Below are 19,468 nucleotides of genomic sequence, written 5' to 3'. Positions count from 1 at the left end.
CACCTCACGCAGCTTGCACGTGCGGCAGGTGGCGCAGTTGAACGGGCAGCTTTTCCGAGATCTGCGCGTCGCTCAGGGTTTCGAGCAGTTGAAACCGCGTCCCCGGCCGACTGTGCACGAAAACCGTGCGCTTGCCGCGATGCTTGAGATGGAAGTCCTCGCCGGCATATCCGCGATAATCGTCATGGGTGGCACTCCAGATATGCTCGAGCCGCTCGTCGCGGGTCATCGCCTTGACCGGCCAGCGCTCGCGCTCGGCGATGGCCCCGCGCATGGCATATGGGGAGCGGGGATCGGACAGATCGCAATAGGCGTGGAAGAACCGCATCGCGCCGTTGATGCGCAATGTATAAAAGACGCTGGTGACGCTGCCGGTCAGGAATTCGCGCATGGCGAACATGTCCCCGCGCATCCAGAGAGGCGGCAGGATGTCGAGCATGTAGTCGTGCTGGTCTTGCGCGATTTCAAACCATTCGCCGGCATAAAGCGCGCTGTCATCCTTCTGCCAACGGTCGGGCCGCTGCGCGTGACGGTCGAACAGACGAAACATCTGGCGGCGATCTGTGACACCGAAATAGATCTTGCGGATTGGAGAGGTCATGGCGGGCTCCTTTGAGGCCTGTCACGGGCTGGAGCGCAGCGTACCCTGTCGGTATCACCATCTTCTTCAGCCCTTCCGGACCCCTTCTTGGCGCCGCCTCTCCGGCTGGCTGGGTCAAGGGCCGGCGTCAGCCGGGCGGAGCTTCACCCTTGACGCAGGCAGCGGGTATGCGGCAGTCGTTTTTTGTCTTTCTCCTCTCGTCTTCTCTTCTCACCCCTTCTCTTTCAGGCAGGCGTTCCAGTCGTCTGTTGGCGGTCTGAGCCGCTGCCAGTTGCAACCTTCCTCTTCGGCAAGGGCCCGCAGACGTTCGGCAAAGATCTCTCCCTGGCCGTTGGCGTCCGTGGCCGCGACCAGGAGAACGTCCGGGCGAGCCGCAAGCCAGCGCAGGGCAGCTTCGGTCGATGGCGACCAGCCTCCGCCGGTGCTCAGATAAAGCGATCCGGGCGGCGAACGTTCGATCGCGGCAAGGCTCATGGCGTCGATCGCCGCCTCGGTGACGCAGAGACGCGTTGCGTCAGTCGCCCCGAGCCGGAAGAGGACCTTGGCGCCGCCGCTCGCAAACCCGCGCCACTCTTTACCCCGTTGCTCCCAGCCGGTGACTTGACCGGTCTCGTCGGTATGGCCGGCCCACATGCTGCCGTGCGGACCTTCGCGCAGCACATCAGCGGCAATGGCTTGTCGCAGTACCGGTTCGGGAATGCCGCGCGCATCGTGCAGATACCGCCAGGTTGCGGAGCCTCCACACGGCTTGCGGCGGGTTTGCCAGCGTTGCGCCACCGTCTGGTGCGGCTCCCTCGCCTTGGCCTGACAGAACCAGGCGGGTTCGGATGGCGTGAAACCGACGAGGTCTGCGACGACATGAAGGGCCGCGGCAAAGGCAAGCCCGTCGAGATGTTCGACAAGGCGAAACACGTCGCCTTTGGCGTCCGACAGGGGATCGAACCAGCCCTTGCCGTCATGAATGACGATGATGATGTCGCCGCTCCGGCGGTACTTGACCGCCCTACGTGTGCTTTCCCGTCTGTCGACGGCAAAGCCGGCGGTTTCCAGGACGGCCGCGCAGGTGACTTTTTCCTTCAGCTCTTCAAGGTCTGCTTTTTCCATTGGCTCTCCGCGCTTTGCGCGGTCCTTTCTTCGGTTTCCGCTCCCTCAAGTTTCGGAGCGGGACCCGAAGGCCGCGAAGAGCAAGGCAGGACAAGGGCGCGGATGGTGAGCTGGCAATTGTGCAGGGTCGACATCTTCGTCGCCAGACGCGGCGCGAGCGTCCCTTGCCGGCCGTTGCGCGCAAGCGGCACGGGACTTGACCATTTTCCGCCTGTGGAACCGCCCTGCCTGCTTCAGTGATCCGAGCGACCAACGGGCCCTGGGACACGTCCATGCCCAGACCCAACCTACCGGTGAGCGAACAGTATTCGTATCAGGTAGACTTCAAGGGTGGGACATCAACGAGGCTGGGAAAAAATGGTCACACTCGTTACTGTCACTGACTATCCCTATGTCGGCATCGGAGAACAGCCGACAAGTAAACCGGGTCCGACTATCAGCGGAATTACTCTATGTAATGCCGCACCTTCGCCGGCGTCTACATGTCGATCCTCAACGGAAGGAGACCGAACATGGACAAGACGACATTGATTCCGGCCGAAGGCCCACACACACACACCCGCCAGCCGATGGCATGTTGTGGCGATGCTGCAACAGGCTCCGCGAGTTCGCCTGCTGCGGACGTTGAAAAGACTCCGGTGGAGAAACCCGCCACAGTGCCGGCCGAGGGCGGTTGCTGCTGCGGCCGTCGCTGAGTTGGGGACTGTCGGCGCGATGCTCGATCCGTCAGATATTGCCGGGCTGCAGGCACGTTCGAACAACTAATGCCACTCGTGCAGCACAAGGCCAAAAAAGCTATCTGTACCCGTATCGCCCAGCTTGTACTCCCACGGGACCAGAGCATATGCGCGCGTCACCCCACGGGGACGGAAGAAGCAGCCGGTGAGCTGGTGCAGGCGGCTTGCGTTATACCCACACTTCTGGTCGCCTCACAGGAGGTTGAGCGCTATTTCAACATCGTCTGTTCGGCTTGTCATGACCAGAGCGTGCCAGGGACCGAATATGGGCCGTCCTTCAAATATGGCATTAACAATCTCAGGCACCATGGTGATCAGGCATTCCAAATGGCAGCTCAAAATGGTGTGCGGCATCACCAAAGGCTTTGTGATGGCATGTCGCTGGAAAAGGCTACGGCTCAAGTCGCGCGCATCGCTGTTAATATCCGCGAACTGCAGGAAGTCAACGGGGTCACCTATCGACCTCAAAACATGTAGGACAGGCCATGAACAAGAGCCAACACCATCACCCGCACGAGACCAGCGCCGAGGCTATCTACACCTGCCCTATGCATCCCGAAGTGCGCCAAGAAGGGCCGGGCAAATGCCCTAAATGCGGCATGTTTCTCGTACCCGAGGGGGAGGCCGGGGGACACGGCCACGCGGCGCATGGCCATGGCAAGCACGACCATGCCGGCCGTAGCCAACACGCCACCGCGCCGGCACCTGGCGGGAAATATGACAAGGTGCCCACCGACTGGACCGGCGCGATTTATACCTGCCCGATGCACCCGGAGGTGCGGCAGAGGGAACCGGGCGATTGCCCTATCTGCGGCATGGGGCTGGAGTTGTCCTCGGCGACGATGGCGGTCAACGCTCCGAACCCCGAACTGGCGGACTTCACTCGCCGTTTCTGGATCGGTGCGACACTAACCGTGCCACTCCTTATCCTGACGATGACACCATATCTGGGGCTTATGGCAATTCGCGAGTTATTCGGCGAAAAAGTCTCGCTTTGGCTCGAGGTAGCGCTGGCCACGCCGGTGATCCTGTGGTCGGGCTGGCCATTCTTCGTGCGTGGCTGGAAATCATTCCGCACCATGAACCTTAACATGTTCAGTCTGATCGGTATGGGAGTAAGTGCGGCCTACGCTTATTCCATTGTCGCGGTGATCGCGCCCGGCATCTTCCCCCTGGGTTTCCGGGATCCCGAAACCGGCGCCGTCGGTGTCTATTTCGAGGCGGCAGCGGTGATCGTTACCTTGGTGCTTCTCGGCCAGGTGATGGAACTGCGTGCTCGCGAGGGAACCGGCAAGGCGATCCGCGCGCTTCTCGACCTCGCGGCCAAGACGGCGCGGGTGGTCCGCGAGGATGGCACCGAGGAGGAAGTACCGCTGGAACATGTCCAGGTTGGAGACCGTATTCGCGTGCGCCCTGGCGACAAGGTACCGGTGGACGGCGAAGTGGTCGAGGGCCGTTCCTCGATCGATGAAAGCATGATCACCGGTGAACCAATTCCGGTGGAAAAAGTTGCAGGGGACAAGTTGACCGGCGCCACAATCAACGGCACTGGTAGCCTGATTATGCAGGCGACTAGGGTCGGGTCCGACACCATGCTGGCTCAGATCGTCGAGATGGTTTCGGCCGCGCAGCGCAGCCGTGCGCCGATCCAGAAATGGGCCGATATGGTGGCTGGCAAGTTCGTGCCCGCAGTGATCGCCGTCGCGGTGCTTTCGTTTGTCACCTGGGCAATCTGGGGTCCGGCGCCCGCCTTTGCCTATGCGCTGGTATCGGCGGTGGCTGTCCTGATCATCGCATGCCCATGTGCACTAGGTCTCGCCACGCCGATGTCAATCATGACGGCGACCGGTCGTGGCGCTCAAGCGGGTGTGCTGATCAAGAACGCCGAAGCGCTGGAGCGGTTTGAGAAGATCGATACGCTGATCGTGGACAAGACCGGCACCCTGACGGAGGGCAAGCCGAAACTGGTCGCCGTCCTGCCCGAAACGGGCCACGACGAGACCGAGGTGCTGCGTCTCGCGGCAACGCTGGAGAAGGGCTCGGAGCATCCGCTGGCTGAGGCGATCGTCGCCGGCGCTGAGGAACGTGGCGTGAAGCTCGCCGAGGCCACCGATTTCGAGGCGGTGACCGGCAAAGGCGTCAAGGGTCGCGTCGATTCCCGCGCGGTGGCCCTTGGCAACCTCAAGCTCGTCCAGGACCTTGGGCTCGACGCGGGCGAACTTGCCTCCAAGGCCAATGTGCGCCGCGACCAAGGCGAGACGGTGATGTTCGTCGTGCTCGACGGCCGGATCGCCGGAATGGTCTCGGTCGCAGACCCGGTCAAGGAGACAACGCCCGCGGCGATAGTGGCACTCCACGAGCAGGGATTACGTATCATCATGGCAACGGGCGACAACGAACGCACTGCCCGTGCGATCGCCAGCCGGCTCGGCATCGACGAGATCCGCGCCGACGTGCTGCCGGAGGACAAGGCGCGGATCATCAAAGAGTTGCAGCAGCAGTGCCGCAAGGTCGCCATGGCGGGTGACGGCGTAAACGACGCTCCGGCCCTGGCGCAGGCTGATGTCGGCATCGCTATGGGCACAGGCGCCGATGTGGCGATAGAAAGCGCCGGTATCACGTTGGTAAAGGGCAACCTCGACGGGATCGTGCGCGCCCGTCGGCTGGCCCGTGCGACGATGCGCAACATCCGCCAGAACCTGTTTTTCGCCCTGATCTACAATGGCGCCGGCGTGCCGATCGCGGCGGGCATTCTCTACCCGTTCCTCGGCATCCTGATCGGCCCAATCTTCGCCGCTTTTGCGATGAGTGCCTCCTCGCTCTCCGTGGTGTTGAATGCACTGCGCCTGCGGGGGGCAAAGATATGAGAAAGGAACATAAGCAGATGCTCGACCACAACGCTCAGGGAGACCAAGAAACAGGCAATGGCATCCACCGCCCGCCGTCGTTCTGGAAATCTCGTACCGGCACCGTTCTCATCGGCGCCCTCGTGATCGGCGGTTTGCTTCTGGGTTACGAACACCGCATTCATATCTTCGGCGGTTATTCGTTCCTCTGGCTTCTGCTGCTCGTCTGCGTCGGCATGCATTTTTTCATGCATGGTGGGCATGGCTCGGGAGGCAGCAAGTCATGACCGAGCCCGGATATTCCTACGGCCTGTGGTTCATGGTTTTTATCAACTCAGCCGTCTTCATAATATTTGCCTTCAGTTTCTTCAAGCCGCAGACCTCGCGCGACTGGCGCAGCTTCGGGGCGTTCAGCGCCTTCGTCGTCGCACTGTTCACCGAGATGTACGGTTTTCCGCTGACGATCTATATGCTCTCGGGTTGGCTGCAAACAGCCTATCCGGGAGTCGACTGGCTCGCCCATGACAGCGGCCATTTGCCAGAAATGATCCTCGGTTGGCGAGCGAATCCGCATTTCGGACCGTTCCACCTGTTGAGCTTCTTGCTGATCGGCGGTGGATTCTGGCTGATCTCGGTAGCGTGGCACCACCTCTGGCAGGCACAGCGCCACGGGCGGCTGGCCACGACCGGCCCTTACGCCCGCATCCGGCACCCGCAATATGTCGGCTTCGTGCTGATCATGCTCGGATTCCTGGTGCAATGGCCAACGCTGCTCACCCTCGCAATGTTCCCCGTGTTGGTGTGGATGTACGCTCGCCTCGCCCGCAGCGAAGAAGCCGACAGCCGCGCTCGATTCGCAGACGCCTGGGATCAATATACGACGAGAGTGCCAGCTTTCATTCCCAACGTCCGGACACGGGCGCATGGATCTTAGTGAGCGCAGAAAGTTCGATAGCCAGACCCTTGTACTGATCGGAGGATCGGGTGACGTCGGTCGACACCTGATCCCACTTCTACAGAGCGATGGTCGTTGGGGGATCACGCTCCTGTCGCGGGGTGGCGGCGTACCGGAGGGGCTCTCACCGTCTCGGCTCTCAGGGCGTCCCATCGACATCCGTACTCCCGGCTCCGCTACAGCCATCCCGGATGGTGCTACGGTCGTCAATCTTACCGAGGCAACGCCACCCGTGGCGGTAGCGGCGATCATCGCACGCGGAGGCACCGTACTCGATACATCGGCAACGCCCGGTTATATCTACGATCTCTCGCGAGCAGCCCGGAACGGGCCGGGGCTTCTTGTCCTATGTGTCGGTACCGCGCCGGGGCTCAGCACGTTGATGGGCGCCGAAATCGCGCGAGGCCCGAACGTAGATTCCATCGACATCGGTCTCGAGTTAGGCATGGGACGACACTATGGCCTTGCTGCCACAGAGTGGTTTATTCGCGCGTTGGGGACGCCGTATAAAGACGGGCAGAACAGCGCGATTGTATCACCGGGCGAACGGCGGCGCGGCTTTGTATTCGGACAATGCACGAGGGCGCGCCTTGCTCTGGGGGTCGGTTTTCCTGATCATGGCATTCTGCCAGCGGGCAGCAAGACCCGCGTGGAGACGTATCTTGCCGTCGATCCAGGATATGTCACCCGATCGATCGTGTTGTTCTTGCGAATCGGACTCGGCCCGCTACTGCTGCGCCATGCCCATACCATCGCCCGGACAACGCGGCTGCTACCCAGGCTCGCAGCGAGACGGACACGGATAGCTGTTGAGGCTCAGACTTCGGACCGAAGGTTGATTGCTGCGCGGTATTTTGACGGTGGCGATCAGGCTGAACTCACCGCTGCCATGATCCTGATTGCGCTACGCGCACTGCCCACCAATGGTTGGCTGCCCGGTAAAGTGACGAACATCGTAGATTACCTTGACTATGACACGGCATTGGCAGAGCTTCACGCCTTGCTTCCCGCGATGCGGATTAAAGCCTGGCGTTACGCTGCTACGGGAGCGCGCCGATGACGGTTGTACGCTATTTCGCCTGGCTCCTTGTCGTACATCTGCTTTCCGCAGGGCGAGTGTCGCGCTGTGTTGATCCGAACGACGATGCTGCCGTTTACGAAATCGACAGTTCCGGTGGTGAACGATGTTGGAGCCTTCGATCGTACTGGTTGCCAAATTCTTCGTGTAAGAGGGCAACGGAGATCTTTGCACTGCGACATGGTGTACTCTCGCTGGACAACGACGCGGACAGGTCAAACATCCGATGATTGTCGCGGCCAGGCATGATCATTTCAATTTCCGATGGTGTGCAGCGTACGTCGCCAGAGAAAACGTGTGAGACGAGGCAAAGTATTGAAACATAGTCATTCCAATGAAACCTATAAAGCCGGTTCGATAACACTGGGCGGTGCTATCGCCATGGGCACCGGCGTAATGATCGGCGCAGGTATTTTTGCATTAACCGGACAGATTGCGGAGCTTGCCGGGCCAATCTTTCCACTGGCTTTCATCGCCGGTGCAATCGTCACAGGGTTCAGCGCATACAGCTACATCAAGATGTCGAACGCCTGGCCTTCGGCAGGCGGCATCGCGATGATTCTGCAGAAGTGCTACGGCCCAGGTGCGATCGCCGCGGGCGCCGCGCTCTTGATGGCGCTCAGCATGGTTATTGCGGAAAGTCTCGTGGCCAGGACCTTTGCCGCCTATCTGTTGAGACCTTTCGACATTAACGGCGGACCGCTCGTACCAATCCTCGCCGTCTCGGTGATCCTCTTCGCTTTTTTGGTGAATATCGCCGGCAACCGGTCGATCGGGCTGTTTTCGATGGTCATGGCGGTGATCAAAATTGGCGGTATCGCGCTGTTCGGGATCGCGGCGCTGTGGTCGAGCGGGTTTGGCTTCGCCGCCGCATCGCAAGACGGGGGCGAACTCAGCGCGACCGGGTTCATCGCCTCAGTGGCGCTCGCCATCCTTGCGTTCAAGGGCTTCACCACAATCACCAACAGTGGTGCCGAGATCACAAACCCCCATCGCAATGTCGGGCGCGCTATAATGATATCCATAGCACTGTGCGTATTGGTCTACTTGCTCGTGGCCTTCGGAGTGGGATCGAGCCTGACCATTGACCGGATCGTCGCAGCCCGCGACTATTCCCTGGCAGAAGCCGCGGAACCGGCTCTGGGCCAAGTTGGGTTTCTGCTCACGGTGCTGTTAGCGGTCGTGGCTACGGCCTCAGCGGTGCTCGCCAGCGTCTTTGCAGTGTCTCGAATGCTCGCCATGCTCACCGAGATGGAGATGATTCCGCACCGCCATTTCGGTATGTCAGGACCGATCCAGCGGCACACGCTAATTTATACGGTAGTGATCGCGTCTACATTGGCCATTCTCTTTGATCTCGGCCGGATCGCCTCGCTCGGAGCCTTTTTCTATCTCGTGATGGACATGGTGGTGCAATTTGGTGTCTGGCGGTTTCGGCGACAGGAAATCAAAGCCGCCGCGCCTGTGCTCCTGATAGCAATCACTTTCGACGCCCTTGTCCTTGCTGCGTTCACAGCGATGAAGCTGAGAAGCGACCCCGCAATTGTTGCCTATGCTGTTTCAGCCATCGCCGCAGTGTTTATCTACGAACGGAGCTACTTGTCGCGCTGGCTGGCGTCACAGCGTGAAGATGTCCAGCCATGACGGTGGCCATACCGCGAGCGATCCGGGACGGACGTCGTGCTGGCGCTGCGATGCTCCTAGCACTTGCGCTGGGAATGATCGCGGCAAATTCATCACTTTCCGATGGCTATGCTTTCCTTCACCACAATCCTTTGCGGCTGGGTCTAGCCGAGCTGCAGATTGAGGCACCCTTGATCGACTGGATCAACCAAGGACTGCTGACAGTCTTCTTTTTTCAGATCGGCCTCCATACCAACCAAGAGATCACCACAGGTGTTCTCGCGTCGCCGTGTACGGCTGCGGTTCCTGCTGCCGCAGCACTTGGCGGTATGATCCTGCCGGCGGCAGTCTACACCTTGTTCAATTTCTCAGATCCTGTAGCCCTTAACGGTTGGGCGATCCCGATTGCCACCGATATCGTGCTGGTCTTGGGGCTTATGTCGCTTTTTGGCGGTCGGGTCGCCCCTGGGGTCATAGCCTTCATCACAGCGACCGCTATCTTCGATGATCTCGGAGCTGTGATTGTGATTGCGCTCTTCTACGGCGAAGTGGCGGCTGTGTGGCCAGTTGCAGTCATCATCGCCGGCCTGCTGACGCTGTTCGCCCTCAACCGGTGCCGATATGCGCACCTCGCGCCCTATCTTCTGGCCGGGGCGGTCTTGTGGACCGGGCTTATTGCGACAGGCCTCGAAGGTGCCGCGGCGGGTGCGGTGGTCGGCCTCTCGCTCCCGCTTTCATCCTTCCAGCCCCATACGGTCACGAGTACCATGCGCCGCATATCCCCGATCGCTCTCTTCTTCGTAGTACCGATGTTCGCATTTTTCAATGGAGGCGTTCCGCTCGATCTTGCGCAACCCGCGCTAGCCATTGAACCGATAGCGCTTGGCATCGGAGCAGCACTCGTGTTGGGCAAGCCCCTCGGTGTGTTGTTGGGTACGCTGCTCGCGGTTCGTTTGGGGATCGGATCCCTACCAGCCATGGTCACTGCGCGTGACATCGCGTTGGCTGCCCTGCTCGCCGGTGTCGGCTTTACGATGAGCCTGTTCATCGTGACGGCTGCGTTTCACGATCCGCTCCTCGCAGATACTGCCAAACTGGCGGTGCTCGCCGGTTCGGCGCTCTCCGCAGTCATTGCGCTGATTGCCCTGATGACTTGTGCAAGAAAAACGGAATGATGCGCTCTTGGCTGTGTTCTCTCATCGCTTGGGGCGCACGCAGGGCTGCCACTCCCAAATCCGGTTCATTAGTGCAAACAGGAACGAGGCTGACCATGCGACCAGCAGTAGGCCGTTCAGAGCTTCGATCCCGGTCAGGAAACGTATATGACCGGTGGGGAAGATGTCACCGATGCCGAGCGAAGTGTAGGCAGTCGCCGAGAAGTAGAAATAGTCGAGAGGCGCAGCGATCGGTAAGCCAGCGAAGCCACCGACCAAGAACACATGTTCTGCGAGAAAATAAGTGATCGCGTAAAGCGCGATTTCTGCAATATGGGCAGTGAAGAGCAACGCGGCAACCGCCAGCACGCGCGCCGAGGGCGTTAGGGGGATAGCGGCCATACCACGGGAGCACCATCGCAGGGCTCCGAGATGAATAAGAGCAGTGATGAAAAAGACCGAAACCGTGAGCAGACTGGAATAGAGCAAGGGGGCGACCTCCGGATAGGTGCGGTTTCGTTGACGTTGCCACAGAAAATCGGTGTGGATAGTACCGATTAAGTCGGGTTCCAGTAGCAACCCCGGATTCGACAAGTGGCCTAAGCTACTTATGTCCACAATGGTATCAATAAAATGATGCCGGGAGGAATTGTCCGCCAGATCAACATCTATTCTCCAATCTATAACTTCAGGGTCCCTCTGCGCCATGTGCCTTTCCCAATCCGTCAGTTTCACAGCCAGCGCATTTCTCGTTGTCGGCGGCAGCTATGCAGTCACTCGGGCTTGGGCAATCAACCGCCGCTATTTGCCGGTGGCGCTTATGCCGGTCTTTGCCGGTGTGCAGCAATTCATGGAGGGTAATGTTTGGTGGGGAGTGAACACGGGCGATCCGGCTGCAACGCTTCTCGGGGCTTTGGGGTTCATCTTCTTCACCTGGTTTATGTGGCCATTCTGGATCCCACTTGCCTCTTGGGTGCTGGAACCACCAAACAGCCGACGCCGGCCCTGGATGGCGGCGATGTCGGTGGCCGGACTAGCATTCGGACTGTCGCTTTACGTGCCGCACCTAGCCAATCCGGACTGGGTGCGGGTCACGGTCAATCAGGATAGCCTTGCCTATGAAGGAACGATGATCCTCGACTATATGATGCCGCGGTGGATGACCTACGTCATATATCTGTTCCTGATCATCCTTCCGCCGCTGATTTCGACCTACTACCACATGCGCTGGTTTGCTCTGACCATCGTCGCCGTAGTCGTCGTGGACATCCTCTTCCTTCGCTACGCCTATATTTCGTTTTTCTGCCTCCTTGCGGGGCTAGGAACACTTCACTTGATCTACATCATTGCGCGCAACAAGTGTGCGCGAGAATGTCCTGTTTTGTTCGCATAAAAAGGCTAGCGATCAGACACTTGGGAGCACGGGTCATGTGTGGGAACAGAGAGGCTGTTGGAGCGACCGGTGATGGCGGGCTGGACCAGGCTCTGGCGCAAGGTAGAGCCGCGTTTCTGGGCTTCCTTGAGAAGCGGCTGCGCAATCGCGAAGAGGCCGAGGACGTGCTGCAGGAATTTTGTATCCGCGTCCTTGCCCGGCAGGACCAACTGCGAGATGCCGAGCGACTGGATGCTTGGCTATATGCGATCCTGCGCTCGGCGCTCAACGACCATTTCCGCAAGGCTGGGCGGCGGCGGCGGCTGAACGATGCCGTTGCACGCGAGATGCAATCGGCGGAAGAATATGTTGAATCGAGTGAGGCGATGGCGATGGTCTGCGGTTGCATCAAGGGTTTAGTACCCAAACTGCGCCCGACGGACGCCATATTGATTCACCGGATCGACGTCGACGAGGAAGACCGCGCGATGGTCGCAGCCGATCTGGGCATCAGGTCTGGTACACTGGCAGTGCGCCTGCACCGTGCCCGTGCGGCCCTGCGTGACCAGTTGCTTGCTCATTGCGGTGGCTGTTGTCAGCATGGCTTTGACGATTGCTCTTGTCCCCCCGGGGGCTGTAAAAACCCCGAACACGCCACACATTGCGCGGACAAACAGTCAACCGACGGGGCCTTCATCCGGTAATAAATTTCGCCATTGCGCGTCTATCTATTGCGGATTTTCCGGGCCGTATATGGATGGAAAGGGCAAGGCGATGACGCTTCGCAAGTATTCAAAAACTGGTCCCCCCGGAATGGAGATCGACGCTGAGTTTCGCGCGATACTCGACACTATGTTCTGCGCCTGTTTGCCTGATTCGGGGAGCTGTGCTTGTAAACTTCGCAAGGAGTTGTTCCTGCGCTGCGATATCGAGGGGCAGCCACTGGCGGAAGTCGCCGAGGCCCTTGACCTGGAAATTCGCGAAGCGAGGGCCCTCGTTGCCCAGATCCGGCGTGATGTCACGATGCAAGTGGCGCTTGGCCTGTCTCGGCGGGGGACTGTTTACGAACAGCGTAAACCTTGACGAATTTCGGTGAGATGCGACTTTGTCTCTGTCGGTCTCTCGATGAACCTATCCGCCCATGCAATCAAGAGGGAATGTCACGGCAAGACAAACGATTTACCTGTCCTCCTCCGCGGCTATTTTCGCTGGATTACTGATAGCTGCCTGGTTCAATCTCGGTGCCGGCACCGTCAGAAACTCCCCCGAGCGCAATCCCAGGGCGGGTTAATTTCCTAAACTTTGTTACTCGTAGGGCAAGCGATCTTCGTCGATTGTAACCGACCGGAACGCTTGCTCCCTCACAGGCCGGGAGTACGTCTGATGTTCCTCCTACTTGAGCCCTGTGTCGCCACAAAATAGAAAAGTCGATCCGCTCCTTCACCCCCGCTCCGAAACTCTTCCTTTGGCGAGAAAGCTATATGTTGAGAGGGCTTTACCGGGTGATTGTAGTCGAACTCCGACCTGACGCCCAACCGAGAGACTGCTGCGCGCAGTGTAATATTTCTCGCCAATCGGCGTCTACCTAAAGAGCGCCGAGGTAACTCTACCGGGGCGTTAAGTGGAGCAAACGAAAATGATGACACAGACCTTTGCAACACTCGCCATGACCGTTCTTCTGCTTGGGATCGTCGTGCGTTCGAGACGACAGGTGCCCGTACCCCTTCTTCTGCCTGTGAAGCGGATGTGGCGCCGTTAGCAGCGCTGGGTTCAACGGGTGAATTGCCAACCAAGAATCTGCGCCGCCAGCATCAGCAGTGGCGTGCTGCCCGTCGCAGAGTAAACCACAGATCCGCAGTCGGTTATCAGCCGTTCTGTAGGCTGCGTTGCCGAGAGTTGAGGCCCATGAACGAAACTCGACGAATGACGCAATCCCGGAATTGCATCGCCGCCCCATCCGAGCAGAGGTCGGGGACCGATCGGCCGAGCCCGAATGAGGCGATCACGATCGTGGGGGCGGGGCCTGCCGGTCTTGCCTGTGCGATCGTGCTTGCCCGTGGCGGAGCGAATGTGGTGGTGCGCGAGTGGAAGGACTGCGTTGGTCACCGCTTTCATGACGATTTCCAGGGGCTTGAGAACTGGACGCGCGAATCAGACGTTCTAGCGGAACTCGCGGCCGACGGCATTGCTGCCGATTTCGAGTGCCATGCCTTTGATCGGGGTGCAATTTTCGATCCGCACGGGAGACCTCATCTGGTCCAAGGGCGGAGACCTCTCTTCTACCTTTTGCGCCGGGGCTCAGCGGAGGGTACGCTCGACAGCGCGCTATTGGCCCAGGCTCGGGCCGCCGGTGTGGAGGTCGTTTTCGGCGACAGGGTTGGCAGCTTCGCCGGCGTGGGCGTTCTCGCCGCCGGGCCGCGCGAGGCTGGCGTGATTGCTGCCGGCCACGTCTTCAAGACCGGTATCGCCGACGGCGCCTGGCTGGCGCTCGGGCACGATGTCGCGCCGGGAGGCTACGCCTATCTGCTGGTGCAGGGCGGTCGCGGCACCGTGGCTAGTTGCATGTTCACTCGCTTTCGCGAGCAGGCGAAGTACGTGGAGGCGACCGAGAATTTCTTCCGAGCCCATGTCGGGCTGGAAATGACAAACCCTCGCCCTTTCGGTGGCTATGGCAACATACGCCTGCCGAAAAGCGCTATGCAGGGTGGACATCCGGTAGTCGGCGAACATGCAGGCTTTCAGGACGCGCTCGCGGCTTTCGGTTTGCGCTATGCCATTCGTTCCGGCGTGTTGGCGGCCGAGAGCATTCTCGACGGAGGCGACTACGCCGCGCGGTGGCGGGCTGAGCTTGGCCGGACGCTGAAGGCGGGAATCGCCAACCGGTGGATCTTCAACACGGCGCGAGAGCCGGGGATGCGGCTTGCTATCGGTCGGTTGGCCCGCCGCGACACCGGCGATCTCCTGCGCCGCGCCTACGACCTGACGCCGCTCAAGCAGCTGGCGTTGCCGATCGCGCTCAGGCGCTACCGGGCGCCGCTCGCCGATCCGAGTTGCAGCCACGAGAATTGCGATTGCGTCTGGTGTCGGCACGGCGATCACGGCGAGGCGCGCCAGCCCGCGACGCGGCTACATATGGAGGAAGAGTCATGAAACTCCAACCGATCGTCGCGGCTCCGGGGCCAACGGTCCAGAAGCCCGGTCGCCGTGCACCCGTGGCGCTGTGGATCCTGGATCGCGCGCTGCGCAGGATCGCCCGCGCCGGCACCGTGTGGCTGCGCCTGCCCGACGGCGAGACGCGCCGCTACGGATCGGGCGTGCTGGAATGCGCCATCGCCCTCCACGACTGGCCGACGCTGCGGCGCATCGCGCTCAATCCCGACCTCGCCCTGGGTGAGGCCTGGATGGACGGCACGCTGACGGTGGAACAAGGCGATCTCTACGACTTTCTCGCGCTCTGCCTATCGAATATCGGACGCGGACCGGGCCCTTGGTCGCGCCGGGTCCATAAGCGACTAAGGATGATGGGCCGGCGGTTTCTGATGCACAATCCGGTTGGTCGTGCGCAGAAAAATGTGGCCCATCACTACGATCTGGGGGACGATCTCTATGAGCTTTTCCTCGACCCTGAACGTCAGTATTCGTGCGCATACTTCAAAACGCCAGCAGACAGCCTCGAAACGGCCCAAGAGCAAAAAATGCGCCGCATCGCGGCCAAGCTGCAGCTTGCGCCAGGGCAGCAGGTACTCGACATAGGTTCAGGCTGGGGCGGCCTTGGCCTTTACCTTGCGCGCACGACAGGGGCGAACGTCACCGGCGTCACCTTGTCGGTCGAGCAGCAGAAATACTCAGCCGCTCGAGCCCGGCGCGAGGGATTGGACAAATGGGCGCGGTTCGAGTTACGCGACTACCGCCATGAGACAGGGCCTTACGACCGGATCGTCTCAGTCGGAATGTTCGAGCATGTTGGCGCCAGCCACTACAGCGAATATTTCGCCAAGGTCGCCTCCCTGCTGACGAATGACGGCGTGGCATTGGTGCACACCATCGGCAGCGTGGCCGAACCGGCCGCGCCGCACCCTTGGCTCCGCAAGTATATCTTCCCCGGCGGCTACATCCCCTCGCTGTCCGAAATCGCGCCTGCGATCGAGCACGCGGGGCTGATCGTTACTGATCTGGAAGTGCTGCGTCTGCACTACGCCGAGACCCTGAAAGCTTGGCGCGAGCGTTTCCTGGCGCGTCGGACCGAGGCGACAGCACTTTACGACGAACGCTTCTGCCGAATGTGGGAATTTTACCTGGCCGCCTGCGAGGCGGGCTTTCGCTTTAATGGGCTTGTGGTCTTCCAGATACAGCTCACACGCAGGTTCGACTCCCTTCCATGGACGCGCGGCTATGTTGATGCGGAGGAGCGCACGCTTCGCGATACGCCAGCCGACGTGCCGCAGATTGGGGCCAGCAATCTGATGACCGGCGCGATAATGAAGGCGGCGGTCGCAGAATGAACCTGGAAAAGTTCGCGAAGATTTTGTTGGTGATGTTCCTCTGGGCCATTTGCTTTCCGCTCATCGTGGCGGGGTCTGCCCATGCCCCGCACCTGACATTCGCGGCGCTGCGAGCTCTCCTCGCCGGAGCTGCACTACTCTGCGCGGGGATCGTCCTGCGTCGACGCTGGCCGCGCGGGAGACGTGTCTGGCTCGCACTGTCCGGAGTTGGCCTTGGGGCTACGTCGCTCGGATTTCTCGGCATGTTCATGGCCTCAGAATTCGTCTCGCCCGGCATTGCCACGGTGATAGCGAACGCCCAACCACTCATGGCCGCTGCCCTGGCAGCTGTCTTTCTGGGTGAGCAGCTCGGTTGGCGCGGCAAGGTGGGCCTGGCGATGGGCTTTGCCGGCATCATTCTGATAGCGGCGCCGGAAATGCAGACGCCCGCCGCCGGCGCCTATGGCCTGGGGATAGGCTATATCCTGCTGGCAGCTCTGGGCATCACGGTGAGCAACGTGTTGATACGTGCGATTGTGGAACGGGTCGATCTGCTGATGGCGATGGGTGTGCAGATGCTGATCGGCGCGGTCCCGCTAATCGGCGGTGCCGCAGTATTCGAAGACCCTTTCGCCATAGCCTTCACGCCGCAATTCCTGGCCATTCTCGTTGGTCTCGCCCTATTTGGATCGGCACTCGCCTATTGGCTGTGGAGCGACATCCTGCGCACCACCGAGCTCGGTCGTGCCAATAGCTTTGCCTTTCTCGTACCCGTGTTCGGTTTGGCCATGGGCTCCGCATTCTTTGGCGAAACGCTGAACTGGCTCGCGGTTTTGGGAATAGCCGCAACACTCGCGGGCATCGCTCTGGCCAACTCTCGCCGCACTACGCCGAACGCGGACACAGCATGAAAGGTGCCGGAGATGTTTGCCTGACGTCCGTGTGATGATTTGGAACCACCAACGTCTTGTCAACATGATGCCTAAGTGGGCGCGGATAGCGACCATGACGAGCCGCGGTCCCATTGTGTTCCCGTTCCTAAGATCGAGTTGCCAACCACGGGTAGAGACCACATTCCCGCTCGTACAACTGACTGAGCCGTTTGGCCTGGCGCAATCCAATGTCGGGACCTCTTGCTTTTTTGTTGCTCAAGACGATGTCCTATCCTTCATTGTCTTCAGGTTAGAAACCACCAAACTATTTTAAGCGGCCATATGCGACCTACAGCGGTTGAATTTTGCCATAAATGGCCTTATATGTCCTATTGTCTCAATTTTATAAATGCATAGTAGCGGCCGTATGTGGCCTACTAGTGCTAAAAAACGGATTATGAGGTCACATATGGCCGATAATAAACAGGTGCGCGTGAGAACTCCAGAAACAATCACGAGGGACATTGGCCAGAAACTCGAGCGACTCCGTCTCTCGCGAAACATCACGCAGGCTGAACTCGCCCAGGATGCAGGCATTTCCGAGCGTACATTAAGGCGACTCGAGTCGGGGGATAATCCTACACTCGACTCGCTCATCCGCGTCCTGATTTCGCTGAAAATCCAGCAGAATGTCGATCTCCTTGTTCCCGATCCGCGCATCAGACCAATCGAGCGGGTGCGGACGAAGGGGGTTGAGCGGCAACGTTCAAGCTCAACCAAGCCAACCAAGAAGACCAAACCGTGGGAATGGGGAACAAAGAGCTAGCACATGGCTGAGCCATCTACCGACGCATCCATCAATCTCTGGGGACGCGAGATCGCAGCCGTTTCGTGGTTGGCGGACGAAGGGTATGCCGTCTTCCAGTACGACCCTGAATTCTCCCAATCCGGAATCGAATTATCACCGCTCGTGATGCCTTTAAGTCAGGATCCTTACTCCTTCCCTGCCTTGCCCAGGACAACGTTCAAGGGATTACCGGGAATGCTGGCGGACGCCCTTCCCGACAAATATGGCGATCGACTAATCAACGCCTGGCTGGCAGAACAAGGCCGCACGCCTGAAAGCTTCAATCCGGTGGAGCGCCTTTGCTATGTCGGAACTCGCGGCATGGGAGCTCTCGAGTTCAAGCCGGCATTGATGAGCTCAAAACGCAAGGCCCGCAAAGTCGAGGTCGCCAACCTCGTTCGCTTGGCCAATCTGGTACTGAACGAGAAAGCGAGTCTAGAAGGCGTGCTTGAGGGCAAGAACGACCTTGCCGCAATCGATGACATTCTCCGAGTTGGCACATCGGCAGGTGGAGCGCGCGCGAAGGCGATTCTGGCCTGGAACCAGAAAACCGGCGAATTCCGCCATGGTCAGATCGACGCCGGTGATGGCTTCGAACACTGGTTGATGAAGTTCGATGGCATCGACAATAACCGCGACAAGGAAGAACCCGACCCGCAGGGGTTCGGCTTGATCGAATACGGCTACTACCTGATGGCAACGGCTGCAGGCATCGACATGATGCCGTGCCGTTTGCACCATGAGGGTGGACGTAGTCATTTTATGACAAGGCGGTTTGACCGACCTGTCGATGAAAACGGGGTGACGCACAAGCTCCACATGCAGTCGCTTTGCGCCCTACAGCATTATGACTTCAACGACCCGCGCGGCTATTCCTACGAGCAGGCCATCCTGACCATCCGCGAACTCGGCCTCGGCGCTCCAGCATTGGAGCAGCAGTTTCTCCGGGCGATATTCAACATCATCGCCAGAAACCAGGATGATCACGTCAAAAATATCGCCTTCTTGATGGACCAGACTGGCGAGTGGACGCTGTCTCCAGCCTTCGACGTGAACTACTCGTACAATCCGAGTGGCGAATGGACTGGGCAACATCAGATGAGCCTTAATGGCAAACGCGACGGCTTCGAAATGGCAGATCTGTTGGCTTTTGCGGAAACCGCATCCATAAAGCCAACCAAGGCAAAGACACTCATTTCCAATGTCAGCGAGGTCGTTTCGAACTGGCCGAAATATGCGCAGGACGCTGGCGTTAACAACGAGAAAACGCGAAGGATTAGAAACGCTCACCGGTCAGTTCTGTGAACGTTCAGCAGCGTCATGGGTCGTGTGACATCTCGACTGGCGCCCTCGATGCGTCGGACCCTGGTTCAAAGCTAGCGGTATGGAGCTAAGCGGAAATGGCGACGTTCACTCAATCGCAATTGCAAGCCATAGCCGACGCATTGGGAGACACCGAAGACGGACTGATCGGTTCGGAAATCGCACACCTTCTCCAGACCGTCGGCATTGTAGATACCGATCCGCAGATGACAAAACGTCACCGGCTATACAATGCGTTCGCCAATGATCAAAACCGCCGAAAGGATCGGACTCGCATTATCGGTTTTGTCCGCAAGGCGATGAAACCCGAACGGTTTGCGCGGGAACAGAAGCGTTTCGAGCCTATGCGGGGTCAGAACAAGATTTGCTTAAAATCCTGCGCTAAGCTCGAACGGACTGTGAACATCACGCTGTCCGAAGGATCCGACCTGGGCTTCGCAACGACCTGAATCCTTCAGGAATTTGTTGCTCTGTG

General features: G+C 59.5%; 20 protein-coding genes. 17 read left to right on the top strand and 3 right to left on the bottom strand.

The window, feature by feature from the left end; genetic code table 11:
- Positions 1-4 precede the first annotated feature (4 nt).
- Together HEP89_RS29055 and HEP89_RS29050 are read right to left on the bottom strand one after the other, a co-directional pair.
- Positions 5-601 carry a DUF1419 domain-containing protein gene (locus tag HEP89_RS29055; protein WP_075282913.1) on the bottom strand — a complete coding sequence of 199 codons (597 nt, stop codon included), beginning with the start codon at positions 599-601 and terminating at the stop codon, positions 5-7.
- Between the two features lie 210 nt (positions 602-811).
- Complete coding sequence (locus HEP89_RS29050; RefSeq protein WP_075282912.1) at positions 812-1,705, bottom strand: DUF3991 and toprim domain-containing protein; 894 nt, start codon at positions 1,703-1,705, stop codon at positions 812-814.
- Positions 1,706-2,469: 764 nt separating this feature from the next.
- Here HEP89_RS29050 and HEP89_RS29045 point away from each other — a divergent pair.
- From HEP89_RS29045 to nhaA, 7 genes are all read left to right on the top strand, one after another.
- Positions 2,470-2,919: a hypothetical protein gene (locus tag HEP89_RS29045; protein ID WP_075282911.1), complete on the top strand. Its 450-nt coding sequence runs from the start codon at positions 2,470-2,472 to the stop codon at positions 2,917-2,919.
- A gap of 8 nt (positions 2,920-2,927) precedes the next feature.
- Positions 2,928-5,309: a copper-translocating P-type ATPase gene (locus HEP89_RS29040; protein WP_075282910.1), complete on the top strand. Its 2,382-nt coding sequence runs from the start codon at positions 2,928-2,930 to the stop codon at positions 5,307-5,309.
- 17 nt (positions 5,310-5,326) lie between these two features.
- Complete coding sequence (locus HEP89_RS29035; RefSeq protein WP_075282946.1) at positions 5,327-5,575, top strand: DUF2933 domain-containing protein; 249 nt, start codon at positions 5,327-5,329, stop codon at positions 5,573-5,575.
- A complete protein-coding gene (locus HEP89_RS29030) occupies positions 5,572-6,222 on the top strand; it encodes an isoprenylcysteine carboxylmethyltransferase family protein (protein ID WP_075282909.1) in 651 nt (216 codons plus the stop codon). Before HEP89_RS29035 ends, HEP89_RS29030 begins: the two co-directional genes overlap by 4 nt.
- Positions 6,223-6,475: 253 nt before the next feature.
- Complete coding sequence (locus HEP89_RS29025; protein ID WP_139314153.1) at positions 6,476-7,303, top strand: hypothetical protein; 828 nt, start codon at positions 6,476-6,478, stop codon at positions 7,301-7,303.
- A gap of 399 nt (positions 7,304-7,702) precedes the next feature.
- Positions 7,703-8,965 (top strand): APC family permease, encoded by a 1,263-nt coding sequence (locus HEP89_RS29020; protein WP_228873486.1) that lies wholly within the window; start codon positions 7,703-7,705, stop codon positions 8,963-8,965.
- Complete coding sequence (nhaA, locus tag HEP89_RS29015) at positions 8,962-10,119, top strand: Na+/H+ antiporter NhaA (protein WP_075282906.1); 1,158 nt, start codon at positions 8,962-8,964, stop codon at positions 10,117-10,119. Before HEP89_RS29020 ends, nhaA begins: the two co-directional genes overlap by 4 nt.
- Positions 10,120-10,140: 21 nt before the next feature.
- Here the strand turns inward: nhaA and HEP89_RS29950 are convergent, their stop codons facing one another.
- Positions 10,141-10,806: a potassium channel family protein gene (locus HEP89_RS29950; RefSeq protein ID WP_208992311.1), complete on the bottom strand. Its 666-nt coding sequence runs from the start codon at positions 10,804-10,806 to the stop codon at positions 10,141-10,143.
- On the opposite strand from HEP89_RS29950, the gene HEP89_RS29005 reads away from it, so the two are divergent.
- The 10 genes from HEP89_RS29005 to HEP89_RS28965 all read left to right on the top strand — a co-directional run bounded on the left by HEP89_RS29005 (position 10,805) and on the right by HEP89_RS28965 (position 19,442).
- Positions 10,805-11,491, top strand: coding sequence for a DUF6629 family protein (locus tag HEP89_RS29005; RefSeq protein ID WP_075282905.1), 687 nt, complete (start codon positions 10,805-10,807; stop codon positions 11,489-11,491). The genes HEP89_RS29950 and HEP89_RS29005 overlap by 2 nt on opposite strands.
- A gap of 35 nt (positions 11,492-11,526) precedes the next feature.
- Entirely contained in the window at positions 11,527-12,174 is a 648-nt protein-coding gene (locus HEP89_RS29000) for a sigma-70 family RNA polymerase sigma factor (protein WP_075282904.1), read from the top strand.
- A 70-nt stretch (positions 12,175-12,244) separates the two neighbouring features.
- Positions 12,245-12,553 carry a hypothetical protein gene (locus tag HEP89_RS28995; protein ID WP_139314152.1) on the top strand — a complete coding sequence of 103 codons (309 nt, stop codon included), beginning with the start codon at positions 12,245-12,247 and terminating at the stop codon, positions 12,551-12,553.
- A 553-nt stretch (positions 12,554-13,106) separates the two neighbouring features.
- A complete protein-coding gene (locus HEP89_RS29945; protein ID WP_267480491.1) occupies positions 13,107-13,229 on the top strand; it encodes a hypothetical protein in 123 nt (40 codons plus the stop codon).
- Positions 13,230-13,375: 146 nt separating this feature from the next.
- Entirely contained in the window at positions 13,376-14,620 is a 1,245-nt protein-coding gene (locus tag HEP89_RS28990) for an NAD(P)/FAD-dependent oxidoreductase (protein ID WP_139314151.1), read from the top strand.
- A complete protein-coding gene (locus tag HEP89_RS28985) occupies positions 14,617-15,972 on the top strand; it encodes a cyclopropane-fatty-acyl-phospholipid synthase family protein (protein WP_083660635.1) in 1,356 nt (451 codons plus the stop codon). The genes HEP89_RS28990 and HEP89_RS28985 overlap by 4 nt, the downstream gene beginning before the upstream one ends.
- A gap of 32 nt (positions 15,973-16,004) precedes the next feature.
- Entirely contained in the window at positions 16,005-16,862 is an 858-nt protein-coding gene (locus tag HEP89_RS28980; protein ID WP_230057706.1) for a DMT family transporter, read from the top strand.
- 430 nt (positions 16,863-17,292) lie between these two features.
- A complete protein-coding gene (locus HEP89_RS28975; protein WP_228873466.1) occupies positions 17,293-17,649 on the top strand; it encodes a helix-turn-helix transcriptional regulator in 357 nt (118 codons plus the stop codon).
- A gap of 3 nt (positions 17,650-17,652) precedes the next feature.
- Complete coding sequence (locus HEP89_RS28970) at positions 17,653-18,975, top strand: type II toxin-antitoxin system HipA family toxin (RefSeq protein ID WP_075282899.1); 1,323 nt, start codon at positions 17,653-17,655, stop codon at positions 18,973-18,975.
- A 95-nt stretch (positions 18,976-19,070) separates the two neighbouring features.
- A complete protein-coding gene (locus tag HEP89_RS28965; RefSeq protein ID WP_228873468.1) occupies positions 19,071-19,442 on the top strand; it encodes a hypothetical protein in 372 nt (123 codons plus the stop codon).
- Positions 19,443-19,468: the final 26 nt, after the last annotated feature.

This window comes from Labrenzia sp. 5N (assembly GCF_012395805.1).
In the GTDB taxonomy this organism is placed as follows: Bacteria; Pseudomonadota; Alphaproteobacteria; order Rhizobiales; family Stappiaceae; genus Roseibium; species Roseibium algicola.
The sequence above is the reverse complement of the archived record's forward strand: the minus strand, read 5'-3'. Positions and strand labels throughout refer to the sequence as shown.

Bases quoted from the DNA above. Each gene is read 5' to 3' on its own strand.
- HEP89_RS29055 (WP_075282913.1), bottom strand. From the start codon at position 601: ATGACCTCTCCAATCCGCAAGATCTATTTCGGTGTCACAGATCGCCGC.
- HEP89_RS29050 (WP_075282912.1), bottom strand. From the start codon at position 1,705: ATGGAAAAAGCAGACCTTGAAGAGCTGAAGGAAAAAGTCACCTGCGCG.
- HEP89_RS29045 (WP_075282911.1), top strand. From the start codon at position 2,470: ATGCCACTCGTGCAGCACAAGGCCAAAAAAGCTATCTGTACCCGTATC.
- HEP89_RS29040 (WP_075282910.1), top strand. From the start codon at position 2,928: ATGAACAAGAGCCAACACCATCACCCGCACGAGACCAGCGCCGAGGCT.
- HEP89_RS29035 (WP_075282946.1), top strand. From the start codon at position 5,327: ATGCTCGACCACAACGCTCAGGGAGACCAAGAAACAGGCAATGGCATC.
- HEP89_RS29030 (WP_075282909.1), top strand. From the start codon at position 5,572: ATGACCGAGCCCGGATATTCCTACGGCCTGTGGTTCATGGTTTTTATC.
- HEP89_RS29020 (WP_228873486.1), top strand. From the start codon at position 7,703: ATGGGCACCGGCGTAATGATCGGCGCAGGTATTTTTGCATTAACCGGA.
- nhaA (WP_075282906.1), top strand. From the start codon at position 8,962: ATGACGGTGGCCATACCGCGAGCGATCCGGGACGGACGTCGTGCTGGC.
- HEP89_RS29005 (WP_075282905.1), top strand. From the start codon at position 10,805: ATGTGCCTTTCCCAATCCGTCAGTTTCACAGCCAGCGCATTTCTCGTT.
- HEP89_RS29950 (WP_208992311.1), bottom strand. From the start codon at position 10,806: ATGGCGCAGAGGGACCCTGAAGTTATAGATTGGAGAATAGATGTTGAT.
- HEP89_RS29000 (WP_075282904.1), top strand. From the start codon at position 11,527: ATGTGTGGGAACAGAGAGGCTGTTGGAGCGACCGGTGATGGCGGGCTG.
- HEP89_RS28995 (WP_139314152.1), top strand. From the start codon at position 12,245: ATGACGCTTCGCAAGTATTCAAAAACTGGTCCCCCCGGAATGGAGATC.
- HEP89_RS29945 (WP_267480491.1), top strand. From the start codon at position 13,107: ATGATGACACAGACCTTTGCAACACTCGCCATGACCGTTCTTCTGCTT.
- HEP89_RS28990 (WP_139314151.1), top strand. From the start codon at position 13,376: ATGAACGAAACTCGACGAATGACGCAATCCCGGAATTGCATCGCCGCC.
- HEP89_RS28985 (WP_083660635.1), top strand. From the start codon at position 14,617: ATGAAACTCCAACCGATCGTCGCGGCTCCGGGGCCAACGGTCCAGAAG.
- HEP89_RS28980 (WP_230057706.1), top strand. From the start codon at position 16,005: ATGTTCCTCTGGGCCATTTGCTTTCCGCTCATCGTGGCGGGGTCTGCC.
- HEP89_RS28975 (WP_228873466.1), top strand. From the start codon at position 17,293: ATGGCCGATAATAAACAGGTGCGCGTGAGAACTCCAGAAACAATCACG.
- HEP89_RS28970 (WP_075282899.1), top strand. From the start codon at position 17,653: ATGGCTGAGCCATCTACCGACGCATCCATCAATCTCTGGGGACGCGAG.
- HEP89_RS28965 (WP_228873468.1), top strand. From the start codon at position 19,071: ATGGCGACGTTCACTCAATCGCAATTGCAAGCCATAGCCGACGCATTG.